Origin of the sequence: Massilia brevitalea, assembly GCF_030711405.1 — a bacterium.
GTDB lineage: Bacteria > Pseudomonadota > Gammaproteobacteria > Burkholderiales > Burkholderiaceae_D > Telluria > Telluria brevitalea.
The window spans coordinates 38,311-55,538 of sequence record NZ_JAULSI010000039.1 but is presented as its reverse complement, the minus strand read 5'-3'; the positions used below and the strand labels follow the sequence as shown (position 1 = coordinate 55,538).

18 protein-coding genes are annotated in these 17,228 nt (G+C 61.8%); 1 reads left to right on the top strand and 17 read right to left on the bottom strand.

All coding sequences use genetic code 11. The features are described from left to right. Positions 1–83: 83 nt before the first annotated feature. From QWL29_RS21165 to QWL29_RS21100, 14 genes are all read right to left on the bottom strand, one after another. On the bottom strand, positions 84–506 hold the full coding sequence (locus QWL29_RS21165) for a F0F1 ATP synthase subunit epsilon (RefSeq protein WP_305824856.1): 423 nt from the start codon (positions 504–506) through the stop codon (positions 84–86). Positions 507–533: 27 nt separating this feature from the next. Further along, positions 534–1,937, bottom strand: coding sequence for a F0F1 ATP synthase subunit beta (atpD, locus tag QWL29_RS21160; RefSeq protein ID WP_305824855.1), 1,404 nt, complete (start codon positions 1,935–1,937; stop codon positions 534–536). A gap of 33 nt (positions 1,938–1,970) precedes the next feature. Then, positions 1,971–2,846: a F0F1 ATP synthase subunit gamma gene (gene atpG / locus QWL29_RS21155; RefSeq protein WP_305824854.1), complete on the bottom strand. Its 876-nt coding sequence runs from the start codon at positions 2,844–2,846 to the stop codon at positions 1,971–1,973. Positions 2,847–2,917: 71 nt separating this feature from the next. Continuing rightward, the gene (atpA, locus tag QWL29_RS21150) at positions 2,918–4,459 is read right to left on the bottom strand and encodes a F0F1 ATP synthase subunit alpha (RefSeq protein WP_229436222.1); all 1,542 of its coding nucleotides are present in this window, start codon (positions 4,457–4,459) and stop codon (positions 2,918–2,920) included. Positions 4,460–4,532: 73 nt separating this feature from the next. Beyond that, the gene (locus QWL29_RS21145; RefSeq protein WP_305824853.1) at positions 4,533–5,066 is read right to left on the bottom strand and encodes a F0F1 ATP synthase subunit delta; all 534 of its coding nucleotides are present in this window, start codon (positions 5,064–5,066) and stop codon (positions 4,533–4,535) included. 2 nt (positions 5,067–5,068) lie between these two features. Continuing rightward, on the bottom strand, positions 5,069–5,539 hold the full coding sequence (locus QWL29_RS21140) for a F0F1 ATP synthase subunit B (protein ID WP_305824852.1): 471 nt from the start codon (positions 5,537–5,539) through the stop codon (positions 5,069–5,071). Positions 5,540–5,614: 75 nt separating this feature from the next. Continuing rightward, positions 5,615–5,857, bottom strand: a complete 243-nt coding sequence (gene atpE / locus QWL29_RS21135; protein ID WP_229436226.1) for a F0F1 ATP synthase subunit C — start codon at positions 5,855–5,857, stop codon at positions 5,615–5,617. 86 nt (positions 5,858–5,943) lie between these two features. Continuing rightward, complete coding sequence (atpB, locus tag QWL29_RS21130) at positions 5,944–6,780, bottom strand: F0F1 ATP synthase subunit A (protein ID WP_305824851.1); 837 nt, start codon at positions 6,778–6,780, stop codon at positions 5,944–5,946. Position 6,781: 1 nt separating this feature from the next. Continuing rightward, positions 6,782–7,120, bottom strand: a complete 339-nt coding sequence (locus tag QWL29_RS21125) for an ATP synthase subunit I (RefSeq protein ID WP_229436230.1) — start codon at positions 7,118–7,120, stop codon at positions 6,782–6,784. A 561-nt stretch (positions 7,121–7,681) separates the two neighbouring features. Then, positions 7,682–8,551: a ParB/RepB/Spo0J family partition protein gene (locus tag QWL29_RS21120; protein WP_305824850.1), complete on the bottom strand. Its 870-nt coding sequence runs from the start codon at positions 8,549–8,551 to the stop codon at positions 7,682–7,684. A 16-nt stretch (positions 8,552–8,567) separates the two neighbouring features. After that, a complete protein-coding gene (locus QWL29_RS21115) occupies positions 8,568–9,338 on the bottom strand; it encodes a ParA family protein (RefSeq protein ID WP_305824849.1) in 771 nt (256 codons plus the stop codon). Between the two features lie 99 nt (positions 9,339–9,437). Continuing rightward, a complete protein-coding gene (gene rsmG, locus QWL29_RS21110; protein ID WP_305824848.1) occupies positions 9,438–10,091 on the bottom strand; it encodes a 16S rRNA (guanine(527)-N(7))-methyltransferase RsmG in 654 nt (217 codons plus the stop codon). Then, the gene (gene mnmG / locus QWL29_RS21105; protein WP_305824847.1) at positions 10,088–12,028 is read right to left on the bottom strand and encodes a tRNA uridine-5-carboxymethylaminomethyl(34) synthesis enzyme MnmG; all 1,941 of its coding nucleotides are present in this window, start codon (positions 12,026–12,028) and stop codon (positions 10,088–10,090) included. Before mnmG ends, rsmG begins: the two co-directional genes overlap by 4 nt. 236 nt (positions 12,029–12,264) lie before the next feature. Continuing rightward, positions 12,265–13,035, bottom strand: coding sequence for a sulfite exporter TauE/SafE family protein (locus QWL29_RS21100; RefSeq protein ID WP_305824846.1), 771 nt, complete (start codon positions 13,033–13,035; stop codon positions 12,265–12,267). A 140-nt stretch (positions 13,036–13,175) separates the two neighbouring features. Between QWL29_RS21100 and QWL29_RS21095 the strand changes: the two genes are divergently transcribed. Beyond that, the gene (locus QWL29_RS21095; protein ID WP_305824845.1) at positions 13,176–14,333 is read left to right on the top strand and encodes an iron-containing alcohol dehydrogenase; all 1,158 of its coding nucleotides are present in this window, start codon (positions 13,176–13,178) and stop codon (positions 14,331–14,333) included. 17 nt (positions 14,334–14,350) lie between these two features. On the opposite strand, the gene QWL29_RS21090 is transcribed toward QWL29_RS21095, so the two are convergent. From QWL29_RS21090 to QWL29_RS21080, 3 genes are read right to left on the bottom strand one after another with little or no spacing between them, the layout of a single operon-like run. Continuing rightward, positions 14,351–15,208: an alpha/beta fold hydrolase gene (locus QWL29_RS21090; protein ID WP_305824844.1), complete on the bottom strand. Its 858-nt coding sequence runs from the start codon at positions 15,206–15,208 to the stop codon at positions 14,351–14,353. Then, the gene (locus QWL29_RS21085) at positions 15,205–16,227 is read right to left on the bottom strand and encodes a branched-chain amino acid ABC transporter permease (RefSeq protein WP_305824843.1); all 1,023 of its coding nucleotides are present in this window, start codon (positions 16,225–16,227) and stop codon (positions 15,205–15,207) included. The genes QWL29_RS21090 and QWL29_RS21085 overlap by 4 nt, the downstream gene beginning before the upstream one ends. Positions 16,228–16,229: 2 nt before the next feature. Next, on the bottom strand, positions 16,230–17,114 hold the full coding sequence (locus tag QWL29_RS21080) for a branched-chain amino acid ABC transporter permease (protein ID WP_305824842.1): 885 nt from the start codon (positions 17,112–17,114) through the stop codon (positions 16,230–16,232). Positions 17,115–17,228 lie beyond the last annotated feature (114 nt).

Here is a 17,228-nt window from a genome sequence, read left to right as displayed (position 1 = left end):
ATACCGTCCGCGTCCTGAAGAAGGACCTTAACTGAACGGCATTAGCCCGAAGGCTGCCTCTTGTTTGCTACCACCAGAAAGGCTTAACGGCCCTTCGAGCGCAGCCTATGGATCGCTGCCAGCTGCGCAATGGCAGCCGCGAGTTCCGACTGCGCTTTCGCGTAGTCGATCGTCGAGTCCTGGTTCTGCATCAGTTCTTCGGCCTGGCGCTTGGCTTCCTGGGCTTTCGCTTCGTCCAGGTCGCCGCCGCGGATCGCGGTGTCGGCCAGCACGGTCACGCCGTTCGGCTGCACCTCGAGGATGCCGCCGGCGACGAAGACGAACTCTTCATTGCCCGCGGTCGTCTGGATGCGCACGGCGCCCGGACGGATCCGCGTGATCAGCGGCGTGTGCTTCGGGTAGATACCCAGCTCGCCCGCTTCACCCGGCAACGCGACGAAAGTCGCTTCGCCGGAGAAGATCTGCTCTTCGGCCGAGACCACGTCAACGTGAAAAATGTTTGCCATGTGTGTCCTTCAGGTTGAAGAAACCGATTAGGAAGCCAGTTTCTTGGCTTTTTCGATTGCTTCTTCGATGGTGCCGACCATATAGAACGCCTGCTCCGGCATGTGGTCCAGTTCGCCCGATGCGATCATCTTGAAGCCCTTGATCGTGTCTTTCAGCGAAACGTACTTGCCCGGTGCGCCGGTGAACACTTCAGCGACGTGGAAAGGCTGCGACAGGAAACGCTGCATCTTACGTGCGCGTGCCACGGTCAGCTTGTCTTCCGGCGCCAGTTCGTCCATGCCCAGGATCGCGATGATGTCGCGCAGTTCCTTGTAACGCTGCAGGGTGCCCTGAACAGCGCGCGCGGTCTCGTAGTGTTCCTGGCCGACGACGAGCGGGTCCAGCTGGCGCGAGGTCGAATCGAGTGGGTCGACCGCAGGGTAGATACCCAGCGAGGCGATGTCACGCGACAGAACGACGGTCGAATCCAGGTGGGCGAAGGTGGTCGCTGGCGATGGGTCGGTCAAGTCATCCGCAGGGACATAGACGGCCTGGATCGAGGTGATCGAACCGGTCTTGGTCGAGGTGATGCGCTCTTGCAGGCGGCCCATCTCTTCGGCCAGGGTAGGCTGGTAGCCCACTGCCGACGGCATACGGCCCAGCAGTGCCGAGACTTCGGTACCGGCCAGGGTGTAGCGGTAGATGTTGTCGACGAAGAACAGCACGTCCTTGCCTTCGTCACGGAAGGCTTCGGCCATGGTCAGGCCGGTCAGCGCGACGCGCAGACGGTTGCCTGGCGGTTCGTTCATCTGGCCGTAAACCATCGCGACCTTCGAGTTTTCCGGATTTTCCAGGTCGACGACTTTTGCATCCGCCATCTCGTGGTAGAAGTCGTTGCCTTCACGGGTACGCTCGCCAACACCGGCGAACACGGACAGGCCCGAGTGCGCTTTAGCGATGTTGTTGATCAGTTCCATCATGTTGACGGTCTTGCCGACACCGGCGCCGCCGAACAGGCCGACTTTACCGCCTTTGGCGAACGGGCAGACCAGGTCGATGACCTTGATGCCGGTTTCCAGCAGGTCGGTCGATGGCGACAGTTCGTCGTACACAGGCGCCGAGCGGTGGATCGAGGCGGTGCGCTCGCTGCTGACAGGGCCGCATTCGTCGATCGGGTTACCCAGCACGTCCATGATGCGGCCCAGGGTGGCGACGCCAACCGGAACCATGATCGGGTTGCCGGTGTTCTGGATGATCATGCCGCGACGCAGGCCTTCCGAGGAGCCCAGCGCAATGGTACGGACGATGCCGTCACCCAGCTGCTGCTGCACTTCCAGGGTCAGTGCGGAGCCTTCCATTTTCAGTGCGTCGTAGACCTTCGGCATGGCGTTACGCGGGAATTCCACGTCGACCACTGCGCCGATACACTGAACGATTTTGCCATCAGCCATGTTCGTTCCTTCAGATATAGTTAAATTCGTGTTTTAGACCGCGGCCGCGCCGGCGACGATCTCGGAGAGTTCTTTGGTAATCGCTGCCTGGCGGGTCTTGTTGTAGACCAGCTTCAGTTCGCCGATGACGCTGCCTGCGTTGTCGCTTGCGGCCTTCATCGCCACCATGCGTGCCGATTGCTCGGACGCCAGGTTTTCGGCGACAGCCTGGTACACCAGGGCCTCGACATAACGCACCAGCAGTTCGTCGATCACGACCTGCGCTTCCGGCTCGTAGATGTAATCCCACGAGATGGCGCCCTTTTCCTGTTCCAGGTGCTTGGACGGCAACGGGAGCAGCTGCTCGACGACCGGTTCCTGCTTCATCGTGTTGATGAATTTGGTGTAGCACAGGTAAACCGCGTCCAGCTGGCCGTCCTGGTATGCGTCGAGCATGACCTTGATCGGGCCGATCAGCTTGTCCAGGTGCGGCGTATCGCCGATCTGGGTAGCCGACGACACCAGCTTGACGCCCACGCGGTTCAGGAAGCCCAGGCCCTTGTTGCCGATGGCAACTGCCTCGATGCGGTTGCCCGCCGCTTCCAGTTCGCGCGACTTCTGCGTCACCTGGCGCAGGATGTTGGTGTTCATGCCGCCGCACAGACCTTTATCGGTCGTGACGACGATGAAGCCGACAGCTTTTGCCTGCACGTGCTTGGCTTGCGCCATGAACACGTGGGTGTACTCCGGATTTGCGCCGGCCAGATTGGCGGTGATGTTCCGAACTTTCTCACTGTAGGGACGGGCGGCGCGCATACGGTCCTGCGCCTTGCGCATTTTCGATGCGGCGACCATTTCCATCGCCTTGGTGATCTTCTTCGTATTCTCTACGCTCTTGATCTTGCCACGAATCTCTTTGCCTACTGCCATGAGTCCTTACTCCTTCCGGTCACCAGCATGGCATTCCTGCGGAAGCCATGCTGGATCGTTCATTTCACTTATTAAAATGCGCCGGACTTTTTGAAATCAGCAATGGCGGCCGCGAGTGCTGCATCGGCGTCCTTGTCCAGTTGCTTGGTTTCTTCGATCTTCGACAGGAGCGCAGGCTGCTTGGTCTTCAGGTAGCCGTGCAGGCCACTTTCGAAAGCCAGCACTTGCTTGACTTCGATATCGTCGAAGTAGCCCTTGTTGACGGCGTACAGCGATGCGGCCATCAGCGACACCGGCAGCGGCGAGAACTGCGGCTGCTTCAGCAGTTCGGTCACGCGTGCACCGCGGTCCAGCTGCTTGCGGGTCGATTCGTCCAGGTCCGATGCGAACTGCGCGAACGCAGCCAGTTCACGGTACTGCGCCAGGTCGGTACGGATACCGCCCGACAGGTTCTTGATGACCTTGGTCTGAGCAGCGCCACCGACGCGCGAGACCGAGATACCGGCGTTGATCGCAGGACGGATACCGGCGTTGAACAGCGAGGTCTCCAGGAAGATCTGGCCGTCGGTAATCGAAATCACGTTGGTCGGCACGAAGGCCGAGACGTCGCCCGCCTGGGTTTCGATGATCGGCAGTGCGGTCAGCGAGCCGGTCTTGCCGGTCACGGCGCCGTCGGTGAACTTCGACACGTAGTCGGCGTTCACGCGTGCTGCGCGCTCGAGCAGACGGCTGTGCAGGTAGAACACGTCGCCTGGGTAGGCTTCGCGGCCTGGTGGGCGGCGCAGCAGCAGGGAGATTTGACGGTAAGCGACTGCCTGCTTCGACAGATCGTCGTACACGATCAGCGCGTCTTCGCCGCGGTCGCGGAAGTATTCGCCCATCGCGCAGCCCGAGTAGGCCGAGATGTATTGCATGGCTGCCGATTCCGACGCCGATGCGGCGACGACAATCGTGTATTCCATCGCGCCGTGCTGTTCCAGCGAACGCACGATGTTCTTGATGGTCGATGCCTTCTGGCCGATTGCAACGTACACGCAGGTGACGTTCTGGCCTTTCTGGTTGATGATCGCGTCGACTGCAACAGCCGATTTACCGGTCTGGCGGTCGCCGATGATCAGCTCGCGCTGGCCACGGCCGATCGGCACCATCGCGTCGATCGACTTGATGCCGGTCTGCATAGGCTGCGACACGGATTCACGGGCGATGACGCCAGGAGCGATCTTTTCGATCGGGGCGGTCAGCTTGGCGTCGATCGGACCCTTGCCGTCGATCGGCTGGCCCAGTGCGTTGACCACGCGGCCACGCAGTTCAGGACCGATCGGCACTTCCAGGATGCGGCCGGTGGTCTTGACGGTGTCGCCTTCCGAGATGTGCTCGTACGAGCCCAGGATGACCGAGCCGACCGAGTCGCGCTCGAGGTTCATCGCCAGACCGAAGGTGTTGCCCGGGAATTCCAGCATCTCGCCCTGCATCACGTCCGACAGACCATGGATGCGGCAGATACCGTCGGCGACGGAGATCACCGTGCCTTGATTGCGAACGTCAGCCGAACCTTCGAGGCCCTGGATGCGGCTCTTGATCAGTTCGCTGATTTCAGATGAATTAAGTTGCATGAGTGCTAACTCCTAATAGTTTCTTGATGCGTAGGGCAAGGACGTGGATGCGGCGACGTGTGCGAAGTCCGGATTACGACACCAGCGCAACATGCATCTGTTGCAGCTTGGCGCGTACCGAGGTATCGAGCACTTCATCGCCGACCACCACGCGCACACCACCGATCAGCGACGAATCGACGGTCACCGTTGGGTTGAGCTTGCGGCCGAATTTCTTTTCCAGCGTACCGACCAGCTGCGCGGTTTGCGCGTCGGTCAGCTCGAAGGCGCTGAAGATGGTCGCGTCGGCAGCACCTGCCTGCGCGTTCTTCAGTTCCTGGAACTGCGCGCCGATCTGCGGCAGCAGGCTGATGCGGCCGTTTTCGGCCAGCATCGCCAGGAAGTTCGACGCCTCCGGGGTCACCGGCGACTTCACCAGCGAGGTCAGCGTAGCGACCAGGTCGGTTGCGGTCAGTTTCGGATTGGCGGCAAACGCCTGCACATCAGAATTGGCGCCGATCTGGGCCAGTTCGGACACCAGGTCGGACCAGGCTGCCATGTTGCCCGATTGGGCAACGCGGAACAGCGCTTCGGCGTAGGGACGGGCGACGGTTGCGAGTTCAGCCATGATTACAGCTCGGCCGACAGTTGCGACAGCAGGGCGGCGTGCGCTTCTGCGTTCACTTCACGCTTCAGGATCTGCTCGGCGCCCTGGACTGCCAGCGCAGCGACCTGGCCGCGCAGTTCTTCGCGCACGCGCGTCACTTGCTGCTCGGCGTCGGCTTTTGCGTTGGCAACGATGCGGGCGGCTTCTTCAGCGGCGGTCTTCTTGGCTTCGTCGATGATCAGCGCGGCGCGCTTTTCGGCGTCGGCGATGCGCTTCTGGCCTTCGTCACGGGCGCCAGCCAGTTCCGATTGCACGCGCTTTTCGGCGGCGGCCAGGTCGGCCTTGCCGCGGTCGGCAGCTGCCAGACCGTTGGCGATCCGCTCGGCGCGCTCGTCGAGTGCCTTCATCAGCGGCGGCCACACGAACTTCATCGTGAACAGCGCCAGGATGAAGAAGACGGCGAACTGGGCAAACAGGGTTGCGTTAAGGTTCACTGTATTTTCCTTCTCACAAAAACGGATGCCGAACCGCGATGGTTCGGCCATTCAAAACCCGAGATGCTTTGCTGCTTAGCCGCTGAACGGATTGGCGTAAGCGAACAGCATGGCGATACCAACGCCGATCAGGAATGCCGCGTCGATCAGGCCGGCCAGCAGGAACATCTTGGTTTGCAGGGTGTTCATCAGTTCTGGCTGACGTGCCGAGGCTTCCAGGTATTTACCGCCCATGATAGCGATACCGATACATGCGCCGATAGCGCCGAGGCCGATGATTAAACCGCAAGCCAGTGCAACAAAAGATGCGTCAGTCATGATTACTCCAAAAAGTTAAATGAAAAGCTAAATTAAAAACTACTACTTCGGTACTACTACGATCTGTTCGATGCTTGCGGCGCCGATCAGTGGCCTTCGTGGGCCTGACCGAGGTACACCAGCGTCAGCATCATGAAGATGAATGCCTGCAGGAAAACGATCAGGATGTGGAAGATTGCCCAGATCGAACCAGCGATGACCTGACCTGCGAAGCCGAAGACGGTAGCGGTCGAGCCCAGCAAGGCGATCAAGAGGAACAGCAGCTCGCCGGCAAACATGTTGCCGAACAGTCGCATACCGAGCGACACCATTTTTGCTGCGTATTCGATGATGTTCAGGAGCAGGTTGAACGGCGCCAGCCAGATGCCGAACGGCGCTGCGAACAACTCGTGGAGCCAGCCGCCCAGGCCCTTGATCTTGATGCCGTAGTACAGCATCAGGACCAGTACGCCCAGCGAAATACCCACGGTACCGTTCAGGTCGGCGGTTGGCACGACGCGGTGGTAAGGGAACAGATGCTCGACGCCGAAGAAGCCGAAGGCTGCCGAGAACAAGTCGACCGGCAGGAAGTCCAGCGAGTTCATCAGGGCGACCCAGACGAACACGGTCAGCGCGGCCGGGGCAATGAAGCTGCGGTCGCCATGGATGATGGTCTTGGCCTGGTTGTCGACCATTTCGAACAGGATCTCGACGGCAGCCTGGAAGCGGCCCGGCACGCCCGAAGTGGCGCGGCGCGCGGCCGACCACATGATCAGGCAGCCGATCGCGCCCATCAGGACCGACCAGAACATGGTGTCGTAGTGGAAGACGGAAAAGTCGACCGGGCCATTCTGGTGCGAACTCGACAGGTGCGCCAGGTGGTGCTTGATGTACTCGCCTGCGGTGGGCGCGTGGTGTGCTGCGCCTTCTACGGTTGTCGTCATATCAGTGCCTAAATAATAAGAATATGTAACTTTTCAGCGCCACGATGAACCCGGCGAGGAGCGCCAGCCAGTTCAGGTCACGGTACAGCCACGCAGTTGCCGCCAGCAGGGCAAGCGTTAATGCAATCTTTATAAATTCCCAGATGAAAAACGTGAACGGGTTGGTCCCGCCCGGCTGGTGTGCGGCGGCGAACAAGCGCAGCGCCATGATGCCGTTGGGCACAACACAACAGATTCCACCGAGTACCGCCGAAAACATCGCAGGCCATCCCCCCAGCAGTGCGGCGACGAGGCCGGCGACAGCTGTTGCGATCAATTGCAGGGAGACCAGGCGCAACATTTTTATTCTTCTGCCTTGGCCGTTTGAACCGAGTTACGGTGTGGTAATTACATGAATCAGCGGGATTATATGTTCGTTCATGTATCTGAGTCAAACGATTCCAGCTGTGCGGTAGTAGCGTGCAAGGGCTTGAAATGTCACATAAATCTTGATAGATCGGCAGGTTTTACGTGCAGTTCGCGGGGCGGAATGCAGATGCCGGATCGGGCCGCCGCAGGGGGATTTACCCGGGGAGAATGGGGTACTGGTGGGCTTGCTGACCGCCCATTCAGCGCCAGTCGGCCCGAGTTCGCGATACCGCTATAGTTGGCAACGTAGGGTGGACGGGTTTCCCGTCCACGCGTTCAACAATTGTTGGATATGCGCGACAGTTGTTGATGCCGGGGTGGTGGATATCGTAGGGTGGGCACTCTGTGCCCGCGCGTGAAGTGCGCTGCGTGTTAGCGCCGGAATCGGGCCAACGATGTTCATATGTCACGCGTGGGCACGGAGCGCCCACCCTACCGTCATCCCGGTCAACAACTTCAGAAACGTCGTGCGCGTCTCCGCGCCATTGATGGATCACGCGCGCAGGCGGGCCAATACACCTTCGAGCACATCCAGGTTCGAGAAGTCGATGATCATCTGCCCCTTCCCTTTCGGCCCCATCTTGAATGCGACCGGCGTCGCCAGCTTGTCCGACAGCTCTTCCTCCAGCCGCACGATATCGCCCGACTTTTCCTTCTGGCGCGCGGCCGACGCCGGTGCGTCGAGTTCCTCGATCGCACGCGCCACCAGCTTCTCGGTCTCGCGCACCGACAGGCGCTTGGCCACCACCTGCGTGGCCAGCGCGATCTGGCTGGCGTTATCCACAGACAGCAGCGCGCGCGCATGCCCCATGTCGATATCCCCTGCCATCAGCATGGTCTGTACCGGCCCGGCCAGGTTCACCAGGCGCAGCAGGTTCGACACCGCACTGCGCGAACGGCCCACGGCGCCCGCCGCCTGCTCATGCGTGAAATTGAAATCCGAAATCAGGCGCGCGATGCCCTGCGCTTCTTCCAGCGGATTCAAGTCCTCGCGCTGCATGTTCTCGATCAGCGCCATTGCCGCGGCCGCCTGGTCGTCGACTTCGCGCACCAGCACCGGGATCTCGTCGAGCCCGGCCAGCTGCGCCGCGCGGAAGCGGCGTTCGCCGGCGATGATCTCGTAGCGACCGCCATCGACCGGACGCACCAGCACCGGCTGCATCACCCCCTGGGTCTTGATCGACGCGGCCAGCTCCTGCAAGGCCCCCTCGTCCATCCGGGTACGTGGCTGGTATTTGCCCGCTTGCAGCTGCGCGATGGCGAGCGAGGACGGTGCGTGCGCCGGGGCCGGCACCGCATCGAGGTCGCCGCCGAGCAAAGCATCGAGACCGCGGCCGAGGCCTTTGAATTTCTTTGTAGCCATTTATAGATGTCTCCGCTTACATGGTCTTGATGCGCTCGACCATTTCGGCCCCGAACGCGATATACGCCTGTGCGCCTTTCGACGACGGGTCGAAGGTCACGCCCGGGATGCCATAGGACGGCGCTTCGGCCAGGCGCACGTTGCGCGGGATGATGGTTTTAAAAACCTTGCCACCGAAGTGCTGTTCGAGTTGGGCCGACACCTGCTGCGACAGCGTCATGCGCGGATCGAACATCACACGCAGCAGGCCGATGATCTTCAGGTCCGTATTCAGGTTGGCGTGCACCTTCTTGATGGTGTTGACCAGGTCCGACAGGCCTTCGAGCGCGTAGTACTCGCACTGCATCGGGATGATGACGCCATGCGCGGCGCACAGGCCGTTCAGGGTCAGCATCGACAAGGCGGGCGGGCAGTCGACCAGGATGAAGTCGTAGTCGCCATCCACCTTGGCCAGCGCATTCTTCAGGCGGCGCTCGCGGCTGTCGAGTTGCACCATCTCCACTTCGGCGCCGGCCAGGTCACGGTTGGCGGGCAGCACGTCGAAGCGCCCTGCTTCCGAGCGCACGCGCGCTTCCGTTACGTCGGCCTCGCCCAGCAGCACGTGATACGTGGAAGCTTCCAGCGTTGCCTTGTTGATGCCTGCTCCCATGGTGGCATTGCCCTGGGGGTCGAGGTCGACCAGCAGCACGCGCTGCTCAAGCTTGGCCAGGCCTGCCGCCAGGTTGACGCTGGTGGTCGTCTTGCCGACGCCGCCCTTCTGGTTTGCTACGCAAAATATCTTTGCCATCTATTCTTTCGAACGCTACTTAATCGGACTATATCGTTCATTCCGTTTAAACCGTATAAACGATTTATTCAGTTTAAACGATATAAACCGTTTACATTGTTAATTGATAGAGTCTGTTTTTTCGATGAAAACCAGGTGACGCTCCGCTTCCACTTTTGGCACTTTGATCGGTCTCAATTCCTGTATCTTCCATTCGCCTGGCAGCCGCTCCTGTTCGTCCGCCGGCGCCGTGCCTTTCAAGGCGATGAATCTGCCGCCCTCTGCCAGCAGGTGTCCGGACCAGTTGACGAAATCCGACAGGTCGGCAAAAGCGCGCGAAGTAATCACGTCGAAAGGCCCGGCTTTCAGCTCCTGCACCTTCATGGTGTACACGTTCACGTTTTTCAGGCCCAGCTCGGCCTTCACCTGGGTGAGGAAGGCGGTTTTCTTGTGCACGGTGTCGATCAGGGACACGTTCATGTCTGGCCGGGCAATGGCCAGCACGATGCCCGGCAACCCGCCCCCTGCCCCGACGTCGAGCACGTTTTTCGCGCCCTCGAAGGCCGACACCGCCGCCAGCGAATCGAGCAAATGATGGGTCACCATCTGCATCGGGTCGCGCAGCGAGGTCAGGTTGTACACACCGTTCCACTTGGCCATCAGGGCCAGGTAATCCATGAGTTGCTCGCGCTGGGCGGCCCAGAGCGGCAAATCCATGGCCTCGATGCCGTCGTTCAGCACTTCGCTCAGTTTTTCGCGGTCAAAACCCCTCATTGGGCAGCCTCCTCGTTGGCAGTTGGGGCACTGGTAAAGCCTTTGGCACCGCGTTTTTTCAGGTGCACCAGCAGCAGGGAAATCGCCGCCGGGGTCACGCCGGAGATGCGCGAAGCCTGGCCCAGGGTTTCCGGACGCTGTTTATCGAGCTTCTGGCGCACCTCGATCGACAGGGCCGCGATCTCCAGGTAATCCAGGTTGTCCGGCAATTTCAGGTTTTCGTAGTAGTCGTGACGCTCGACTTCGCGCGCCTGGCGGTCGATGTAGCCCGCATATTTCAGCTGGATTTCCACCTGTTCCTTGACCGCAGGATCTTCCACGCCAGGACCAGCAAGCGCCTGGCCTTCCAGGCCATTCATGCTCATCAGCGTGTCGTATGCGACGTTCGGACGGCGCAGCAGATCGGCCAGGTTGTACTCGCGTTCGAGCGCCTGCCCTACCACGCGCTCGGCTTCGCTTGCAGCCAGGATGCGCGGGTTGACCCAGGTCGAACGCAGGCGTTCCAGCTCGCGCGCTACCGATTCGCGCTTCTTCTCGAAGGCTTCCCACTGTGCGTCGCCGACCACGCCCAGCTTGCGGCCGATCTCGGTCAGGCGCATGTCGGCATTGTCTTCACGCAGCGACAGACGGTATTCGGCACGGCTGGTGAACATGCGGTAAGGCTCGGCTACGCCCTGGGTGGTGAGGTCGTCGACCAGCACCCCGAGGTAGGCTTCGGAGCGGCCTGGGGTCCACGTCTCTTCGCCCTTGGTTTGCAGGGCTGCATTCAAGCCAGCCAGCAATCCTTGCGCCGCTGCTTCTTCGTAGCCGGTGGTACCGTTTATCTGGCCGGCGAAGAACAGGCCCTTGATGGAACGGGTTTCGAGCGTCGATCTCAGGCCGCGCGGGTCGAAATAATCGTATTCGATGGCGTAGCCCGGTCTCAAAATGAAGGCGTTTTCCATGCCCTTCATCGAGCGCACCAGGGCCAGCTGCACGTCGAACGGCAGGCTGGTCGAGATCCCGTTCGGATAGAACTCGTGCGTCGTCAGGCCTTCCGGTTCCAGGAAAATCTGGTGCGATTCCTTCGACGCGAAGCGGTGGATCTTGTCTTCGATCGACGGGCAGTAACGCGGCCCGACGCCTTCGATAACGCCGGTGTACATCGGGCTGCGGTCCAGGCCGTTGCGAATGATGTCGTGGGTTTGCGCATTCGTATGCGTCACCCAGCACGGCACCTGGCGCGGGTGCATGGCGGCGTTGCCCATGTACGAAAACACCGGTACCGGATCGAGGTCGCCCGGCTGTTCGGCCAGCACCGAGAAATCGATGCTGCGGCCGTCGATGCGGGGCGGCGTGCCGGTTTTCAGGCGGCCTTGCGGCAGCTTGAGTTCTTTCAGGCGCGCGGAGAGCGACAGTGCAGGCGGGTCGCCGGCGCGGCCAGCCGAATAATTTTGCAGGCCAACGTGGATCTTCCCGTCCAGGAAAGTACCGGCCGTCAGCACCACGGCACGGGCGCGGAACTGCAGGCCAATCTGGGTAACGGCGCCGACCACGCGGTCGCCTTCCACCATCAGGTCGTCGACGGCGTGCTGGAACAGCCACAGGTTTGGCTGGTTTTCCAGGCGCGAACGGATCGCCGCCTTGTACAGGATGCGGTCGGCCTGGGCGCGCGTGGCACGCACGGCCGGGCCTTTCGAGGAGTTCAGGATGCGGAACTGGATGCCGGACTCGTCGGTGGCGATGGCCATCGCGCCGCCCAGGGCATCGACTTCCTTGACCAGGTGGCCCTTGCCGATGCCGCCGATCGAAGGGTTGCAGGACATCTGACCGAGGGTCTCGATGTTGTGGGTAAGGAGCAGCGTCTTCTGCCCCGTGCGCGCAGACGCGAGCGCAGCCTCGGTGCCGGCATGGCCGCCGCCGACGACGATCACGTCGAATTCAGTTGGAAATAGCATGATGGGATGTGTGAAGCAAAGGACTAAGTTGCGCGTAGACGCGGAGTATAGAAGCGGATTATAGGAGCTTTTCTTTACGCAGACTCAGCTCGACCAAAAAACACAGCCGTTTTTGTTTCACGTGGAACACATCGTGAGAAGTTGATAACGACGTTCCACGTGAAACAATCGGGTGACTGAGACGTAAAAAAGCCGGCTGAGCCGGCTTTGTTCCACGTGAAACAACCCAACAAGCCTTAGTTAAACCACCTGACAATCGCATCGAAGCCAGTCTTGACGATCAGTACCGAGACCACGACCAGGAACAGCTTGCGCACAAACGCACTGCCATGCTGGATTGCCAGCTTCGTTCCGACCAGCGAACCGGCGATTTGGCACAGCGCCATCAGCAAGCCAAGCTGCCACAAGATGTGACCGCTGTAACCGAACCACATCAGCGCCGACAAATTGCACGCGACATTTACGATCTTCGCCGCCGCCGAAGCGCTGAGGAAGTCGAAGCCGAAGAAGCGCACATACAGGAAGATCAGGAAGCTGCCCGTTCCTGGTCCAAAGAAGCCGTCATAAAACCCGATGGCCGCGCCCATGCCAATTGCCCACCAACGCTCGGCCGATCCGCTGTGCACAGGTGCATGGACCGAACCCAGGTCTTTCTTGCGGAATGTGTAGATGGCCACCGCCAGCAGGATCAAGGGCAGCAGGCTGCGTACGAAGTCGCCGGGCACACGGGTCACGGTCCAGGCGCCGACGAACGACAGGGCAAACGCCGCCAGGGCCGCCGGTGCTGCGGCGCTCCATGCCACCCGCACACGCTGGGCATATTTCACTGCCGCCGCGCCCGTGCCGAAAATGCTGGCCAGCTTGTTGGTGCCGAGCAGGGTTGCCGGCACTTCCTTCGGCAACACGGAAAAGATCGCCGGCACCTGGATCAGCCCGCCACCGCCGACCACCGCATCCACCAGCCCCGCCAGGAAGGCTGCGCCGCCCAGCCATACGAAGTCAATCATCTACCGCTTTCAAAACTTGGAAAGGCGAAATTGTACGCATGATTTGCCAGTCAGTGCAGGGTCCTCAGGCCCTTGCCCCATCGCCGCGACCCAGCCATTCTGGTGTAAGCTAATCGGCAAACAACACCTGGGATGAGACCATGACCGACTTTGCCTTCAGCACCGTTGCCAGCATCCTTTCCGAGACCGGGGCCGCCGCCCGCCTCGGCCAGATCGTCCGCGAACGTTTTCCCAATGCGCGCCGCGCCCTGGTCGTCACCGATCCTGGCTTCCTGCGCACCCGGCTGGCAGAGCTGCCCTGCCTCGATTTGCAGCGCCACGGTTTCACGGTCAGCGTCTTTTCCGGCGTGGTCGCCGATCCGCCCGAAGATGTAGTGAGGGAGGCAGTCCGCTTCGCCCAGGAGAAGGACAGCGACCTGGTCATCGGCCTGGGCGGCGGCAGTTCGATGGACGTCGCCAAGCTGATCGCCATCCTGGCCACCGGCGAACACCAGCTCGCCGACATCTACGGCATCGGCAAGGTCAGCGGCTCACGCCTTCCGCTGGTCCAGGTGCCGACCACCGCCGGCACCGGTTCGGAAGTGACCAACATCGCCATCGTCACCACCGGCGCCACCACCAAGATGGGCGTGGTCGCGCCCCAGCTCTACGCCGACCTCGCCGTGCTGGATGCGACGCTGACTTTGGGCTTGCCGCCGATGGTCACTGCCGCCACCGGCATCGACGCCATGGTCCACGCGATCGAGGCCTATACCAGCAAGCACAAGAAGAATCCGATGTCGGATACGCTGGCGCGCCAGGCGCTCGAGCTCTTGTCGACGAACCTGATTTCTGCCTGCGAAAACGGCAGCCGCCTCGAAGCGCGGCAAGCGATGCTGCTCGGCGCCTGCCTGGCCGGCCAGGCGTTCTCGAATGCACCGGTGGCGGCGGTGCATGCACTGGCTTATCCGGTAGGCGGCATCTTCCATGTGCCGCATGGCTTGTCGAACTCGCTGGTGCTGCCGCATGTGCTGCGTTTCAACGCACCGGAAGCGGCGCCGCTGTATGCCGAGCTGGCGGCGATTGCCGTACCGCAGGCCAGCGGCAGCGCGGAAGCACGCACCGAAGCCCTGGTCGCGGCGATGCAGCAGACGGCCCGCATCACGGGCATCCAGACCACGCTGCAACAAGTGGGAATCAATGAAAGCGACCTTGACCGGCTGGCGGATGACGCCATGCTCCAGACCCGCCTGTTGGGGAATAATCCGCGCACCCTGACGCGCGCGGATGCGCGGGCGATCTACGCCGCTGCGCTGTAGGGATTACGCAGCAAAAATTAGCTGGAGGCGGCAGCCATGGATGGCCGAGGCACGGTTGCAAAGAAATCGAGCAGCAGCGCATTCAGGCGATCGGCCGCCGTCAATTGCAGCCAGTGGTCGGCGCCATCGATGCGCTCGTAACGGAAACCGGCTTGCGCAAATTGCGCCGAGTCGCGCATCTGCTCTTCGGTAAGCGCCGCGTCGCGGCTGCTCCACACCCCCATCACAGGCACCGACACCGGATCGGCTTTCCCGCCCGGCAGCATCATGCGCGGCACATTCGCACGGTAGTAATTCAGGGCAGCCGTCAGGCGGCCAGGCTCGCGGAGGCTGCGGCGCCACACATCGTACTGGGTCGGTTCCTTGGTGAACCTGCGCATCGGCTGGAAGTCGTTGAAGCTCAGCGAGGTCTCGGCCAGGAAAGGCAGCATGAACCACAGCATGTAGCTGCTGCGCAGGCGCTGCATGATGCCGGCCCGCGCAAACGCTGCCGGGTGCCCGACCGACAAGGCCACGTACTGCTCGAAGCGTTCCGGCGCGCGCATGCACAGCAGCCAGCCGATCAGCGCGCCCCAGTCATGCCCGACCAGCCGTGCCTTCTGCACACCCATCACATCCAGCAGGGCCAGCATGTCGTCGCAGATATACCGTGTGCGGTAGGCCGACACCGTTCCCGGCGCATCGGTCTGGCCATAGCCGCGCATGTCGGGCACGATCACGCGGTAGCCGGCGTTCACCAGCGGCCCGACCTGCTTGCGCCAGACCAGGTGGGTGTCCGGAAAGCCGTGCATCAGCAGCACGGCCGGCCCTTCCCCTGCACTCATCACATGCATGCGCAGGCCGTTCACGCTGAGGATCTGCGAGGTTTCTTTCATGCGATTTCCCTGTCTGGGTTGACGACACCTGGCGCAGGCGCGACCGGCTTGGCGCGCGCGCGGCGCTCGAACAGCGCGCCGATCTCGCCGACGATCCCGCGCCGGAACAGCAGCACGCAGACGATGAAGATCAGACCGGTCACCATGCCCACCGATTCGCCCAGCGACGAGAACCATTCGATGCCCGTCATCTCGGCCAGCGCCGTGCCGACTTCGCCCAGCTTGTTTTCCAGCGCCACGATGATGAAGGTGCCGATGATCGGGCCGGCCATCGTGCCCATGCCGCCAACCAGGGTCATCAGCACGACCAGGCCGGACATGGTCCAGTGCACGTCGGTCAGGGTTTCGAAGCCGAGCACCACGGTCTTGGTGGCGCCGGCAAGACCCGTCAATGCAGCCGACAGCACAAAGGCCAGCAGCTTGTAGCGGTCGGCGTCATAACCGAGCGAAATAGCGCGCGGCTCGTTTTCCTTGATGGCTTTCAGCACCTGGCCAAAAGGCGAATGCACGGTGCGCACGATCAGGGCGAAGCCGAGCACGAAGATCGCCAGCACCACGTAGTAGAGGGTCAGGTCGCTCGACAGATCGATCAGGCCGAACAGGCGTCCGCGCGGCACGCCCTGCAGGCCATCCTCGCCATGGGTATAGGGGCTGCGCAGCGCGGCGAAGTACACCATCTGCGCCAGCGCCAGGGTGATCATCGAAAAATAGATGCCCTGGCGGCGGATCGCCAGCGAACCGATGACCAGCCCCAGCGCCGCGCTGGCCGCGACGCCTGCCAAAATGCCGAGCTCGGGCGACAGGCCGACATTCGCCAGCAGGTGGCCAGTCACGTAGCCGGCGCTGCCGAAGAAGGCGGCGTGGCCAAACGACAGCAGCCCGGTAAAGCCGATCAGCAAATTGAAAGCACAGGCGAACAGCGCGAAGCACAGCAGCTTCATCAGGAACACCGGGTAGCCGAAGAACGGCGCCGCCAGCGCCACGGCGAGGGCAATCGCGTACAGGATTTTCTTGTTCATGCTTACTTCTCCTTCCCGAACAGGCCGGCCGGGCGCAGCAGCAGCACAATGACCATGACGACGAACACGACGACTTCCGAGCCTTCCGGATAGAACACGCGGGTCAGGCCCTCGATCACGCCCAGCATCAGGCCGGTGATGATGGAGCCGAGGATCGAGCCCATGCCGCCGATCACGACCACGGCGAAGACGACGATGATCAGGTTCGAGCCCATCAGCGGCGTGACGTTGATCACCGGTGCGGCCAGCACGCCGGCAAGACCTGCCAGCGCGACGCCGAAGCCGTAGGTCAGCGTGACCATGCGCGGCACGTTGATGCCGAAGGCTTCGACCAGTTTCGGGTTCTCGGTACCGGCGCGCAGGTAGGCGCCGAGGCGGGTCTTCTCGATCACGAACCAGGTGCCGAGGCAAACCACCAGCGAGGCGGCGACGACCCAGGCGCGGTAGTTCGGCAGGATCATGAAGCCGAGGTCGGTGGCGCCGGTCAGCTGTTCCGGTACGTCCAGGGTCTGGCCCGAGACGCCGAAGAAGGAGCGGAACACGCCTTCGAGCAGCAGCGTGATGCCGAAGGTAAGCAGCAGCCCATACAAATGGTCGAGTTTATACAGCCAGCGCAGCATGGTCTTTTCGACCGCGATGCCGAAGGCGCCGACGACGAGCGGCGCCAGCACCAGCATCATCCAGTAGTTCAGCTCGTAATGATTGACGCCGATGAAGGCGATGAAGGCGCCCATCATGTACAGGGCGCCGTGGGAAAAGTTGATGACGTTCAGCAGGCCGAAGATGACGGCCAGGCCGAGCGAGAGCATCGCGTAGAAGGAGCCGTTGACCAGCCCCAGCAGCAGCTGGGACATCAGGGCTTGCAGGGGGACTCCGAAGATTTCCATAGGCACCAGGGGTAAAGTCGGAAGACAGGTGTGCGGCGCCGGCGTGGAATGGGCGCCGCGGTGAGGCGAATAACGTTGGACGCGTGGACGGGAGACCCGCCCACGCGTTCAAAT